The following is a 15,068-nucleotide window of genomic DNA, read 5'->3' on the forward strand; positions in this document are numbered from 1 at the left end:
ATAAGGTTTAGAAATGAAAAAAGAACTTCTATATATGGGGCTTTTGGCTGTAGCAGGAGTGAATCCTGCACAGTCTATGGCCAATGACAAAGCAGAACAAGCAGAAAAGAAAAATGTACTTTTTATCATGGTGGATGATTTGCGTCCACAATTGGGGTGTTATGGACAAACTCAAATTAAGTCGCCTAATATTGATAAACTTGCCAGTGAGGGTACATTATTCAGAAAAGCCTATTGTAACTATCCGGTTTGTGGTCCATCAAGAGCCAGCTTATTAAGCGGTCTTCGTCCGAATGCAACTCGTTATATCAATAACCAGAGCAGTGTGGAGAAAGATGAGCCTAATATTGTTCCTATTCAAAAAGCTTTTAAGGACAATGGGTATTATACTGTAAGTTTAGGTAAAGTATATCACCATAGATTTGATATGGTTGAAGGGTGGACCGAAAGACCGTGGCACGCAACTGACGGAGAAAAACGAAAAGATCATCCGGATGGTTGGCGTGACTACCAGGATAAAGACAATCTTGCCCTTTGCAGGGATAATAAGGGGAGAGCAAATTCCTTCGAAATTGGAGAGGTGAAGGATGAGGATTACTTTGATGGAAAGATTGCCAACAGAGCCATTGAAAAACTGAAGAAGTTCAAGAAATCAGGACAGCCATTCTTTATGACTGTGGGATTTATCAAGCCTCACTTGCCATTTAATGCGCCAAAGAAATATTTCGATTTATATCCAAAGAACTCAATTGAGCTGCCAACTAACTACCATGCACCTCAAAATGCACCTGAACAATCACTTCACAATTGGTGGGAGTTAAGAGCTTATCATGATATCCCATCAAAAGAGGGGAATTTGACCGATGAGAAAGCCAAAGAAGTGATTCGTGGCTATTACGCCTGTGTTAGCTATGTAGATGCCATGGTGGGTAAGGTTTTGGATAAACTAAAAGAGTTGAATTTAGATGAGAATACAGTTGTATGTTTAATCGGAGATCATGGATGGCAATTGGGAGAGCATTCGTTGTGGTGTAAACACAGTAACTTTAACAAGGCATTGAATACGACCATGATTGTAAAAGCCCCTGGAATGAAAGGTGGTCACGAAACAAATTCTTTAGTTGAACTGATTGATTTATACCCTAGTTTTTGCGATTTAACAGGAATTGATGCCCCTGATCATTTGGAGGGAAAAAGTTTTGTTCCTGTTTTGAGGAATCCTAAAAAGAAATGGAAGGAAGTGGTGTATTCTAAAATGGGTGATGGCTGGACCGCAATTACTCAGCAATACCTTTATACAGAATGGAAGAATAAAAAAGGCGAGACTACAGAACGAATGCTATTCGATCATAAAAATGACCCGGAAGAAAATGTGAACGTTGTTGACGAAGCGAAAATGAAAAAAGTAGTGGCGAAAATGTCAACACTTTTAAACCGATATGTTGAAGCAGAATAAGAAAGATGAGAAATGAACTGATTAAAAATACTTACCATTGGTCGTTGTTTTTATTGGGAGGAATTGCTTTGCATTCGTGTGATGTAAACCAAAACTCACAGGAGAAAGGCTGTGGGCAACCTAATATTCTTTGGATTACTTGTGAAGATATCAGTCCCAATTTGGGTTGCTATGGTGATTCAGCTGCAAAAACTCCTGTCATTGATCAGCTGGCTGCTGAGGGAGTGTTGTTTACCAATGCTTTTGCTACGGTAGGAGTTTGCGCACCAAGCCGATCGTCTATCATTACTGGTATGTATCCTGTTTCCCTTGGAACTCATAATATGAGAACCGGAAAAGACATAACAGGAATTTCCAAAGGGAATTATAATAAGGAAACGGGTATAGTAGATCCAAAAGGAAACTCAGTACCTCAGTATTCGGCAGTTATTCCTTCTCAGGTGAAGTGTTTTACTGAATATCTGCGAAAAGCAGGATACTATTGTACCAATAATGCGAAGACAGATTATCAGTTCGCTGCACCGATTACGGCATGGGATGAAAACGATACGCAGGCACATTGGCGAAACAGACCCAAAGGAAAACCATTCTTTTCGGTATTCAATTTGAACGTGTCGCATGAATCACAAATTTGGAAGAAGAAAAACGATTCATTGCGCATAGATCCAAAGGCTCCCGCCCTTCCTCCTTATTTTCCTGAAGATTCCATTGTGCGAAAAGATATGGCTCGCAACTATTCCAACATTAGTGAAATGGATCAACAGGTTGGTGAAATCCTGGAGCAGTTGAAAGAGGATGGCCTGTTGGATAAAACCATTGTTTTTTTCTATAGCGACCATGGAGGCCCTTTGCCAAGAGGGAAAAGAGCCATTTATGATTCAGGTTTGAAGGTTCCTATGGTAATCAGGTTTCCAAAGCAAAAGCATAGAGGAGTTGTGAACAGGGAAATGGTATCCTTTGTCGATTTGGCACCTACCATTCTTTCCCTGGCAGGAGTTGAGGCTCCTGACTATATGCAGGGACAGGCTTTCCTTGGACCATACAAAGCCAAAGAACCAAGAACTGAAATATATGGTTCCAAGGATAGAATGGATGAGTTTTATGATATGGTTCGTAGTGTTCGTGATACCCAATACCTGTATGTGAAGAATTTTCATCCGGAATGGTCCTATTACAAGGATATCAAATATCGCAGACAATTGGATATGATGAATCGTTTGTTGGACTTGGAGGCTAAAGGAGAGTTGACTAAAGAGCAGAAACTCTTTTTTAGGACCAGTAAGCCAACTGAGGAATTGTATGATGTGAAAGCAGATCCTTTTCAACTAGATAACCTGGCTCAGGATCCAAAATACAAAGCCATTATGATTAAGATGTCTGCAAAGTTGGATAACTGGCAGAAAGCGGTTGGAGATAAGGGAAATATCCCGGAAGGAGAACTGGTAAGGCAAATGTGGCCAAATCTGGAGCAACCTGTTACAGCCAAACCAAGCATTGAAAAAGTGGGCGATGCCTATGAAATACATTGCGCAACGAAAGGTGCATCGGTGGCTTACCAGGTTACCCGTGATGGGGAAAGCAAAAATACGTGGAAGCATTGGCAGGTTTATCAAAAGCCAATACAATTGAAAGCAGGAGAATGTTTACATGCTGTTGCAATTCGTATTGGCTACAAACAGAGTTTTGAGAATAAATTGAGGAAATAGAAGATGCAAAAAATAAAAAAATACATGGCCTTGGCCTTGGCAACATTGCCATTATTGGGACAAGCTCAGGAAAAAAAGAATGTCCTGTTTATTGCAGTAGACGATTTAAAACCCATTTTAGGTTGCTATGGTGATGATTTGGTGAAAACACCCAACATTGACCGATTGGCCAAACGTGGAGTAGTATTTGCCAATAACCATTGCCAGCAAGCTGTTTGTGCTCCTTCAAGAGCCAGTCTATTGTGTGGGATACAGCCAGATAAGACAAAAGTATGGGATTTGAAAACACTGATTCGAGATATGAATCCCGATATTTTAACCTTACCGCAGCACTTCAGACAAAATGGATACTTCACGACCAGTGTGGGAAAAATCTACGACAAGAGAAGTGTGGATGAACATCATGACAAAGTATCGTGGAGCGAAGCTCAAGCCTTTGAAGGAGATTATAAATATTACGACGATAAGTGTGGAGAGCCTGCTTTAGGCTATTACCAATTGCCGGAGACCAAGGAAAAAGTAGCCAAATACCGTAAGGAAGCAGAGGCTATGGGCAAGAAAGGATATGGAATTACCAAATATGCAATTTCCTTTGTTAAGCCAACTACCGAATGTGCCGATGTGCCAGACAATGCTTATGTAGATGGCGTGTTGGCCTTATCGGCTATCGATCGTTTGGAAAAGCTTTCTAAAAAGGAAGAACCATTCTTCCTGGGTGTTGGCTTTAAGCGTCCACATTTGCCTTTTGTGGCTCCCAAGAAATATTGGGATTTGTACCAGAGAGAGGAAATGCCATTGGCAAAATATCAGAAAGCAGCTGAGAATGGGCCTCTTTTAGCCTATCACAATTCTGGTGAGTTGCGATCTTATACCGATATTCCTCCTTTGAAATCTTTTTCGGATATTGAATCTGATTTGATTCCAGTTGAGAAACAAAAAGAAATGATTCATGGATACTATGCAGCGGTTTCTTATATAGATGCACAGGTTGGTAAGGTGTTGAATGCTTTGGATTCTCTGGGATTAACAGAAAATACTGTTGTTGTCCTGTGGGGTGATCATGGCTGGCACCTGGGCGATCATGGCATTTGGTGTAAGCATACCAATTTCGAACAGGCTACTCGAAGTCCAATGATCATTGCTGACGGAGAGAATCATACTGGTGTATGCAAAACACCTACTGAATTTTTGGATTTGTTTCCTACACTTTGCGATTTGGCAAATATTGAAACTCCGGAGCACCTGGATGGGATAAGCTTACTACCTGTACTGAAGGATCCGAAGAAAGAGGTGAAACCTTATGCCGTGAGTCAGTTTCAACGAGGAAAGGCAGAAGGTTATGCTTTCAGATCGGAAAGGTATCGTTATGTGGTTTGGGTGAAAAACATGTTTAGAAATCCATCACAATTTTCAAAGGATTTAATATCTGTTGAAGAGCTTTACGATTATGAGAAGGATCCTCTGGAGACCAGAAATGTTGTAAATGATAAGAAATATAGTAAAGTAAAAAAACAGATGGAGAAATACTGTTTGGATTACTTTAAAAACAGATAAAATGGTATCGCCTGCCGGATTGATCCCCCTCCAACTAATTCGGCGGGTTGATATTTTTATCAATAAAGAAATGGTCTTAAAAGGAAATACAGAATGGTTAATTACTCAAGGATGAAAAACAAGAATGTGATAAAGGCTTTATTTTGCATCTTCTTATTTCTACTTCCCAGTTTGAATTTTGCGCAGGAAGGTGGAGAGGATATTTATTTAAATCAGCTTGGTTTTTTGCCCAATGTGGAAAAGATTGCTTCAATTCATGCTGTGGATGAGGGAGACTTTCTGATTCGCAGGACTGCAAACAATCAAATTGCATTCTCCGGGCAATTGGAAAAAGCAGCTTACTGGAAAAGTTCTGGTGAGAAGATCCTGATTGCTGATTTTTCAAAACTACAGGAAGAGGGAGAATACTATTTGGAAGTTCCGGGAGGTGGAAAATCAAGCAAGTTTACCATTTCCAAAGACTGTTTCAAAAAAGTACTAAAGGCTACATCTAAAGCCTATTATTACTGGCGTTCTGCCTTCCCGATAACAAAAGAATTTGGTGGTGAATGGAACCGTCCTTTAGCCCACCCGGATACAGTGGTGTTTATTCATCCCTCAGCTGCATCAAAAAAGAGACCTGCCGGAACTGTAATTAGTGCTCCCGGAGGTTGGTATGATGCAGGCGATTACAACAAGTATGTGGTAAACTCAGGCATTACCTGTTACAGCTTGATGTCTTCCTATGAATTTTCAAAACAAAGATTCAACTCCTTGAATTTGAATATTCCGGAGTCCAATGACAACATTCCCGATATTCTAAATGAAGTGTACTATAATCTGAAATGGATGATGAGTATGCAAGATCCGCATGACGGGGGAGTATATCATAAACTAACAACAGCAAACTTTGCCGGAGAACATATGCCGCACCAGGTAAAGAACAGGAAAAGGTTCGTGGTTCAAAAAACCACAGCTGCAACATTGAACTTTGCTGCGGTGATGGCCATGTCTCATCGAGTATTAAAAAAGGATTATCCAAAGTTTGCAGATCAATGTTTGCTTGCTGCAGAAAAGGCCTGGACCTGGGCAGGAAGATATCCTGTGACCTTTTACGAACAGGAAGAACTCAATAAAAAGTATGATCCTGATATTAACACAGGAGCTTATGACAATAAAAAGCTTAAGGATGAATTTGCCTGGGCTGCAAGTGAACTGTTCCTGAGTACGAAGAATAATGAGTATCTTCATCATGCCATGAATTATTATAAAACAATTCATCATATTGCGGTACCAAGTTGGGGAAATACAGCCATGCTTGGAATATACTCCTTATTGAATAACAGAAAAAACATTCCTTTTTCAGAGAGAAAGGAGTTTCATATTTTAAATCGAAAACTATTGAAAATGGCTGATGCCTTGCTTGACTCCTATTTAGAATCGCCAAACAGAACGGCTTTCGGAAATCAGGAGGCTCAATTTAAGTGGGGATCAAATGCCATTGCAGCCAATCAGGGAATGCTTTTGTTGCAGGCTTGGAGACTAACTGGCAAACAGATGTATTATGATGCTGCTTATTCAAACCTGGACTATATTTTGGGACGAAATGCAACCGGATACTGTTTTGTGACTGGTTTTGGTCATCAGAATCCCAAATATCCGCATCATAGAATTTCTGCAGCAGACGGAGTAAAGGAGCCTGTGCCAGGTCTTTTGGTTGGTGGTGCCAGCAATATGAAACTACCAGCCTTTCAATTTCCATCAAAGTATTCAGCAAAAAGGTATCAGGATGAATACAAATGTTACCTTACCAATGAAGTCGCAATTAACTGGAATGCTCCCTTGGTTTTCCTGATTAGCGGACTAAGCAATAACTTTTAAATCTATAACATGTATCGACCGAGAAGACTAAGGATAAAACTATTTTTGCTATTTATTGGATTTCTATTCCTATCCTCCTCTTTTGCCCAGAGCAAGACGGAAGAAGAGAGAACAAAGGCCTTTGAATTTGTTCGGGAAATGGGCCGGGGAGCCAATTTTATGGCAGCCAAAATGGAAGGACGTTTTCACTCCAATCATGATTTTCAGCTTTTAAAGGAAAATCATTTTACCCACTGTAGAATAGGGGGAAAGCTAAATCTTCATATGGGACAAGCTCCCAATTATGCAGTTGATGCTGATAGAATTGATGATTTAAAGGAGGCAGCAGACATGTGTTTGGCAAATGGACTGATCGCGGTGATTGATCCTTTGCACTTGTATAATGAGCATTACAGCGATGATCAGTTACCTGCTCTGAAGAAAATCTGGTCGCAGGTGGCTCAGGCATTTGCTTCATATCCTACCGATAAACTGGCTTTCGAAATCATGAACGAGCCGCACAAAGGCTACGATTTAAAGAGTATGATTCATGAAAGTATTGCTGAGATAAGAAAAGTGGAAGGCAATGAAGAGCGATTGGTTATTGTGTCGGGACAAGGATTTACCACAAGGAAAGCTTTAATTAATGCTTTTGACGACGATGTATTTCCCACTGGCGACCCTTACTTGATTGGAACTTTTCATTACTACGATCCCAAGAGTTTTACCAAGCAAGGTACTTTTGGTGTGACAACCCATTGGGGAGAAAATGGAGTAAATGATTCAGGTTGGTCAGTAGTAGAAGAAGCTTTTGACGAGGTAGAGGAAGCAAACAATAGCTGGGCTCAGCGAAATCAAACGACTATCTTACCTCTTTATTTGGGAGAGTTTGGCGTGGACAACCAGGCGCCTGACGCCGATAGAAAAAGATGGCTTTCCTGGATAAGAATGCAAGCTGAAAAGCGTGGTTATTCAACCTCCCTGTGGAACATGTACAATTTGAATAGCAAGGGAATTGGCCCCTGGGAGCGCGAGCAGAAAGATGATCCTTCCACAAGATATTTTGAGCAGGATGTGGTTGAGGTTTTAATGACCCGATACGAAATGGAAGATGCCGATCTAAGCGGACAACTGGAAATTGTAGACGAAACGGAGAATGTTTCGGGAGAACAGTATCTTACTTATTCAAACGCACAGCATGGCGATCAGGCTGTTTTGAATAGTGTTTATATCCCCAAATCAGATCAATATACCTTGACCATTCGATATAAAAATCAGGATGAGCAAAATGCAGTTTTAAGCATTGCTGCTTTGGATCAGAATGGAAATAAAGTATCGGAGCAAGAGGAGGTATTCTTTCCGTCAACTGCGGATATTGAGGGATGGGGAAAGATTCTTGTGAAGCTTGATTTGGAAGCAGGAGAGGATAATCAGATCAAGCTGACAGGTCTTGACCAATTGGAATCATTAAAGCTTGATTACCTCTGTATCTCTCTGGGAGAATATCACGACAGGCTTTATCCTGCGGAACAAAAAGAGGCTGATGTGCCAACTGCTGTCATTTCTCCTGCTGAAGAAAGAAAAGTAAACATACAAGTCTATCCAACCATCTTTTCAAATCATACCAATATCTATTCTAATCTGAATGGTGGTGAGAAAGTCACTTTTCAAGTGAATGATTTATTGGGAAGACCCGTTCAAAAAGGAAGCTTACCTCCTGCGAAGTCGAGTTTGTTGTTGGGCCAAAATTATCAGAGCGGCTATTACCTGTTGAATTTTGTGGGAGAAGATTGGCGCAAGTGTATCAAATTGGTTAAAAAGTCAGGAATATAAGTTAGGTTATATATCAATCGTTTGTGCTTTCCCCTAAAACGCTTCTGTTTTAGGGGAAAGTTGTTTGTTGTCTCAGGGGTCCCAATTTTTGAAAGTGAACTTTTGGGATATTGCTGGAACCAAAAACCAACCTTCGTGAACGCATTTTTAACTTCAATGCACTATCATTGGAATATTTTTGAGATAGAAGAATCAAAAAACAACAAACAGATATGGATCGGAGAGTTTTTGTAAAACAATTTTCATTAACCGTTCTGGGAACAGCTTTGCTTCCCATGGGCTTATCGGCAAAGAATAAGAATTTGTGGGGAAAGAAGATTACGCCTCAAATCTTATTTGATGAAGGAAAACTGGATGTGATATTGCCGGAAGAGGCATTTAATCCCATGGGAAATTGGGAACAAAGCTGGAGAATTTGGATGCCTTTTAGAGGAAAGCCAGGTGAAGCTTCCGGGTATTTATATGTGACAAGAAATGTTGCAGATCATTCGGGAAAGGTAGAATATGGCGTTGAGCAGGCAATTTCTGAGAACAAGCAATGGATGCATCTTACCAAGGTTGCCATCAGGGCCAGGAACAATCAATATGGAACTCCTTTGAACTGGGAGGCTGCCACTGAATACATTAAAGCTCCTGGAAAAGGCTTTAAGGAAGAAGTTGGTGCCTACCAAAGCTCCGATCTGACAAATGAAAAAGAGGACATCTGTTTGAACTTTACCTTGCTTGATACGGTTCAGAGAATGAAAATGGAAGGGGTAAAGGAACTGAACTTTACGCTTTTCGATGAACTGGATAAGGAGAAGAAAAATCACAGCATCAGATACAAGGAAGATACAACAATTCAAATTGGCGGAAAAACCGTTGAGGTTCATTCTTATGAGCAAATTGGTGAGGGAATGCTTCCCTGGATGTATTATGTGGATGCCAATGGGCGATTGCTTCTTGCCATAAATGGGATGCGTGTTCTTATTGCCGATGTGGAATGTAAAAGCAAATATCAGGCTTCTTACCCTGAAATTGGCGAAATCTCCATTGAGAAAAGAGCTGCACTCTCAGGAAGAAGAGGAGAGATAAGAAAGGATAAGCGTCCGAATATTCTGTTTTTAAGTACCGATCAGCAAACTTGGAATACCCTGTCGGCATTAGGAAACAAACGCTTGAATACTCCTAACCTGGATCGATTGGCAGGCAAAGGAGTCACATTTAGTCAATGTTATAGCCCAAATCCGATTTGTTCTCCTACACGAGCAAGCTGGATTACGGGATTGGCAAGCAGTGAACATGGGGTAATTAAGAACGGGAAATCGATTATTTCAGGATTAAAAACTGTGGGACATTCACTTCGTGATGCAGGATATGAAACCGTGTTTGCAGGCAAGTTACATGTTGGTATTCCTGATTCCTATGGTGAGAAAATACCCGGTTTCGATAAGGTATTGTGTATGGGAATTGGAGGGAAAGGAACCCTGGGCGATCAGGCGGTTTCCAGTGTGGCTGTTGGCTATTTGCAAAACAGGGACCGATTCAAGCCGTTTTATCTTACGGTAAACTTCTTACAGCCTCACGACATCTGTAATTGGATTAAAAGACACAACAAAAATCGCAAGGACAGGCATTTGGATTCGGTACTGAATGAATTGCCTCCTTTGCCTGATAATTTCAATGCACTCTTGGAGGAACCTCAAAAAATGATTGTTCCCAGAAAGACGGATTGGACCGAGACTGACTGGCGCTACTACCTGTGGGCATACTACAGGATGGTTGAGGAAGTGGATGCTGAGATTGGTCGTGTACTGCAAGCTTTGGAGGAAACTGGAGAAGCTGATAATACGCTTGTGTTATTTAATTCCGATCATGGAGAAGGAAGTGCAAGTCACCAGTCGGTAACCAAAAACTATTTGTACGATGAGGCTTGCCGAGTGCCGATGATCGTTTCTTATCCGAAAGAGTTAAGAGCTGGAGTTATCGATCATGAGAATTTACTCTCTTGTTTGGATATCGTACCTACTGTATGTGATTTTGCAGGAGCCAAAGTGCCTGAAAACTGCAGTGGAATAAGTATGCGAAAACTGGCTGCTGGCAAGAAGAGAAAGCTTCGCGATTTTGTAGTGTCTGAGGTGAATAATGATAAGGGGCGAATGGTAAGAAGCGAGGATTTTAAATTGATCGTTTATCGAAATGATACGAACTATCTGTTTTTCGATATGAAGAATGATCCCGGGGAGACCATCAATCTGGCTGGAGACTCCAAATACAATCAGCAAGTAAAAGAGCATTTTACCATGCTTGAACAATGGGAGTCGAAACTAAGGAAAGCTCCATTTTGTAAGCCTTTTAACACGCAAATCAGTTAATATGAAGAACTTCTTTAACTCAATAATGAAACCAGCATCCGTTTTGGCATTGGCATCTTTGCTGGCGGTATCCTGTCAAAGCAAAAAAGTACAGGAAATTCATCAGCAACACCCCAATGTCCTTTTTATTGCCATTGATGATTTAAAACCCATGTTGGGTTGTTATGGCGATAGTTTGATACAAACGCCAAACATTGATCACTTGGCACAAACAGGAGTAGTTTTTACAAATACTCACTGTCAGCAGGCGGTGTGTGGCCCTTCCCGTGCCAGTTTGCTAACGGGAATGCGACCTGATTTTACGAAAATATACGACCTGAAGACATTCATACGAGATAAAAATCCTGATATTACCACGCTTCCGCAGCATTTCAAAAACAATGGATACAGCACCGCAGCAGTGGGGAAGGTTTTCGATGTTCGCTCGGTAGATCAGTATCATGATTCCCTTTCGTGGAGTGAGCCTTACGAGCTTTTGGAAGGTTCCAACCCAATTGGAGAAGGATGGATCTATTCCAAAAAACGAATTAGTACCGAAGCTCCAGATGTTGCCGACAGCATTACTGTTGATGGAAAGATTTTGATGAGGGGAAATGAGTTGATGCAGCAATTGTCCGGGCAGTCAAAACCTTTCTTTTTGGCTGTAGGCTTTCATAAGCCACACTTGCCCTTTGTGGCTCCCAAAAAATACTGGGATCTCTATGATCGAAATGATTTTAAGGTGCATCCTTTCCAGGAGAAACCAGAAAATGCACCAGACTTTGCCTATCAGCCAGGTTGGGAAATCAGAAGTTTGTATGAAGATGTTCCCAAAAAAGGGAAGATTACAGACAGCAAACAACTGGAGTTGATTCATGGGTATCATGCCTGTGTTTCTTTTATAGACCAGCAAGTAGGCCTGTTGTTGAAACAGTTGGACGATTTGGAATTGAGAGAGAATACCATTGTGGTATTGTGGGGCGATCATGGATGGCATTTGGGCGACCATGACATGTGGTGCAAACACACCAATTACGAGCAGTCTACACGCTCTCCGCTCATCGTTTCCTATGGTTCCAAATATAAAGGGAGCAATGCTTCACCTACCGAATTTGTTGATATTTTTCCTACCCTTTGTGAGTTAAGCGGTGTGAATATTCCAGCTAAACTTGATGGAACAAGTCTGCTTTCCATCATGAGTAGAGAAAAGGAAAAGGTGAAAGATGTTGCGGTGAGTCAGTTTCACAGAAATGGGAATCTTATGGGATATGCTTTTAGAAATGAACGTTACCGTTATGTGGTGTGGTTCAAAAGCAAATTCAAACAAGAGGAGATTGGTGCTTTTGGCGAGGGTATGATAGTTGCCAAAGAGCTTTACGACTATAAAATGGATCCTTTGGAAACCTGCAACCTGATTGATGACAGTGCTTACACTTCGGCCAGAAAAGAGATGGAGCAATTGAGCAAAGACTATTTTCAAAAGAGTGTGAAACTTGTTCAGAATTGAAGCAGGACAGAATTCTAAATACAATAACGCAGATATTGCAATGAGCAATGTCTGCGTTTTTCATTTTTGAGACTTGTGGGTATGTTCCAATAATTTTTAATATCGATTAAACTTTCGGCTTTGTATGATTTGTAGTGGGTAAATACTATAAGTGCCTAGAGTACTTGGAATACTTGCAGTACTTAAAATGAAAATGTTAGAGATAAAAAGATCGTGAGGTGATCTACAATAAACTGCTCAATTTGAGCGGGCTTTGCGGGCATTGGAAGGTCAAGCTGATTAGACGCAGAAAACATTTAGAGAGACGGGGAAGCTTCGAAGAATTGAGAAGATCACCCCGCCGAACTTAATGTTTTCAAGTATAAGTAGCTTGAGCTTACCCGCCCTAGATCTTTTGCTTCTTTTCCAGCAATGGGAAAAGAAGAGCCATGCGGCTTGAGCAAAAAATAAATCGTTGAGTAATCTATGCTATATGATGGAATAATTAATCCAACAGTAAGCAATTTGTAAGGATGATAAAGAACTCTTAAAATGAATTACCCATTGTATTCCATATAGCACCAAATTTTTGGAAGAATGCCCATAAAAATTGAGTGCCAAATTTTCGCTTTGGCTCAAATTATGGGAATTTGAAACTCAAAATATCACTTAACAAGTGTTGTTTCCTTCCCGAAAAATCGCTTGAAAAACTACTGTTTTTGGTTCATCTATTTTCTTTTAGAGTATTCAAATACATTAGTTGGAAAAGCTAAAAAAGAGCCTTTGTATTTCTGTAGTAGGCTGGCAATTAGTTTTTTCAAGTAAGCTTCTTTTTTGCGGTCAATCCCGATAGATCGTAAAACCTACCTTTCCGATTCATGAGTGAACCATCTTTCGTCCCCCTCAATCTATTTTTGCTACTGTTCCTTAAGGTTAAAAACGAGGTCTTCTACAGTGTGCCATCGTTTGTGCCGATAAGGAACAAGGGATAACGAAACTCAAAGATAATTGATAAATTTTTCAATTGGCAGAGGTTTTTTCAAGCAAATAGAAATTGAGAGTAAGCAGGCTGGTTGAAGGAAAAAATAACAAATACATGAACGAAACTATAAAAACAAGAAGAAGCACAGGTCTTTTATCAAGATCAGCTAAGAGCTTAAGTTTAGCGATGTTGCCATTCTGTTTATTGGCAGGAGAAAATCAGGCGCAGGCTTCTGCATCTGTAAGTAAAAACGGTGATTCGGCAGGGAAGCATATCGCTTCGCAGCAGGAAAAACCAAATATCATCTTTTTTATTGCGGATGATATGGAACGTTTTCAATTTAATTGTTTGCCAGAAGGGAAGGGGAAAAACCTAACACCCAATATAGATCGTTTGGCGAAGGAGGGAACTGTGATGTTCGGACAGCATGTGAGTTCAGCTGTTTGCACGCCAAGTCGTTTTTCTTGTTTGACTGGTCAGTATGCAAGTCGCGCTCAAAACGAAGGGTTTTTGAAGGATACCAAGAGAATGGATGGGGAAACTGTGGTGCAATGGAATTCTTTTATGACACCAAAATCGAATTCAATTGCCAAGCTTTTGAAAAAGCAGGGATATACCACAGGTTTTTTCGGAAAAGATCATGTAATTGAGGCAGAAGGTTGGAGAAAACTTCCTTTGGATACGGATCCTACTTCGCCGGATGCTGTGAAAGTACTGAAACGCAATGCCAATCTGATTTCCGATGCCATGAACAAGTGTGGTTTTGATTATGCTGGTGCAAATTATTACGATAATCCAAGCTACCTGGGACCTGAAAAGTTGAGATATCACAATCTGGACTGGATTACTGAGAAGAGTCTGGATTTTATGGATAAAGCAGAGGATCAGCCTTTCTTCCTTTACTATGCTACAACGGTTCCTCACGGACCAACAAATGCAGAGCAGGCCTGGGATGCGGATCGCAGAATCACCTCAGAAGGAATTTTGGATAAAGCACCTAATGTTCAACCAGCCAAAGAGACAATTGGTCAGCGTTTAATTGATGCAGGATTGGCAACGCCGGGAAATATTCCTGAAAACAAAGCCAATGTATTGTGGATTGACGATGCTCTTGGTGCTTTAATGCAAAGGCTGGAAGATGAAGGAAAGTTAGACAATACCATCATTTTCTTCTTTAGCGATCACGGTCAGTATGCCAAAGGATCGGTTTACGAAGGCGGTGTAAGTAGCCCGTCAATTGTATGGAAAAAGGGAGGATTCAAGTGCGGTAATAGAAACGAGGCCTTGGTTTCAAACATCGACTTTGCACCAACCATCTACGATATGGCCGGTGGAAAAGTTGAAAAGGTGAAAGCCTTTGATGGAAAAAGTTTCTTGCCAATTCTGGATGGAAAGAAGGAAAAGATTCACGAGTCGCTTTATTTCGAAATGGGATTCTCTCGCGGGGTGTTGATGGACAATCACAAATACATTGCTTTGCGCTACCCTGAGTATGCTATGAACTGGAGCATGAAAGAGCGTCAGCAGAAGTTGGATGACTGGAACAATTTCCGTATCGCAAACAAATTGAAATACCATTTCGATGATGCAAGTCTTCCTTTTTCACACTTGATGTTGATACCTGGAGGTGGTGATGCTGAATACCCTTCAACAAAACGCTATAAGCACTATTACGATGCCGATCAGCTTTACGATTTAAATAAAGACCCTAAGGAACAAGATAACCTGTATGAAAACGAGGCTTACAGCGCCAAGTTAAAGGGATTGAAGAAAGAGTTGAAAAAGTATTTGAATGACTTACCGGGTATTTTCGGTGAATTTAAGAAGTAGAAATTAGTTGGTTAGAAAAGAGTAGGAACTATTTGTTACGTCCTGCTCT

8 protein-coding genes are annotated in these 15,068 nt (G+C 40.7%); all 8 read left to right on the forward strand.

Features of this window, described 5'->3' with window-relative positions; translation table 11 throughout:
• Positions 1 to 13 precede the first annotated feature (13 nt).
• The 8 genes from NQ163_RS03825 to NQ163_RS03860 all read left to right on the forward strand — a co-directional run bounded on the left by NQ163_RS03825 (position 14) and on the right by NQ163_RS03860 (position 15,019).
• Positions 14 to 1,456: a sulfatase gene (locus tag NQ163_RS03825; protein WP_268188962.1), complete on the forward strand. Its 1,443-nt coding sequence runs from the start codon at positions 14 to 16 to the stop codon at positions 1,454 to 1,456.
• A 5-nt stretch (positions 1,457 to 1,461) separates the two neighbouring features.
• Positions 1,462 to 3,162, forward strand: a complete 1,701-nt coding sequence (locus tag NQ163_RS03830; protein WP_268188963.1) for a sulfatase family protein — start codon at positions 1,462 to 1,464, stop codon at positions 3,160 to 3,162.
• A 3-nt stretch (positions 3,163 to 3,165) separates the two neighbouring features.
• On the forward strand, positions 3,166 to 4,716 hold the full coding sequence (locus tag NQ163_RS03835; RefSeq protein ID WP_268188964.1) for a sulfatase: 1,551 nt from the start codon (positions 3,166 to 3,168) through the stop codon (positions 4,714 to 4,716).
• A gap of 111 nt (positions 4,717 to 4,827) precedes the next feature.
• Positions 4,828 to 6,576, forward strand: coding sequence for a glycoside hydrolase family 9 protein (locus NQ163_RS03840; protein ID WP_268188965.1), 1,749 nt, complete (start codon positions 4,828 to 4,830; stop codon positions 6,574 to 6,576).
• Between the two features lie 9 nt (positions 6,577 to 6,585).
• Positions 6,586 to 8,388, forward strand: a complete 1,803-nt coding sequence (locus NQ163_RS03845) for a cellulase family glycosylhydrolase (RefSeq protein WP_268188966.1) — start codon at positions 6,586 to 6,588, stop codon at positions 8,386 to 8,388.
• Between the two features lie 212 nt (positions 8,389 to 8,600).
• Positions 8,601 to 10,742, forward strand: coding sequence for a sulfatase family protein (locus tag NQ163_RS03850; RefSeq protein WP_268188967.1), 2,142 nt, complete (start codon positions 8,601 to 8,603; stop codon positions 10,740 to 10,742).
• A 1-nt stretch (position 10,743) separates the two neighbouring features.
• Positions 10,744 to 12,228 carry a sulfatase gene (locus NQ163_RS03855; RefSeq protein WP_268188968.1) on the forward strand — a complete coding sequence of 495 codons (1,485 nt, stop codon included), beginning with the start codon at positions 10,744 to 10,746 and terminating at the stop codon, positions 12,226 to 12,228.
• A gap of 1,075 nt (positions 12,229 to 13,303) precedes the next feature.
• On the forward strand, positions 13,304 to 15,019 hold the full coding sequence (locus NQ163_RS03860; RefSeq protein WP_268188969.1) for a sulfatase family protein: 1,716 nt from the start codon (positions 13,304 to 13,306) through the stop codon (positions 15,017 to 15,019).
• Positions 15,020 to 15,068: the final 49 nt, after the last annotated feature.

This window comes from Marinifilum sp. D737, from assembly GCF_026672275.1.
GTDB lineage: Bacteria > Bacteroidota > Bacteroidia > Bacteroidales > Marinifilaceae > Marinifilum.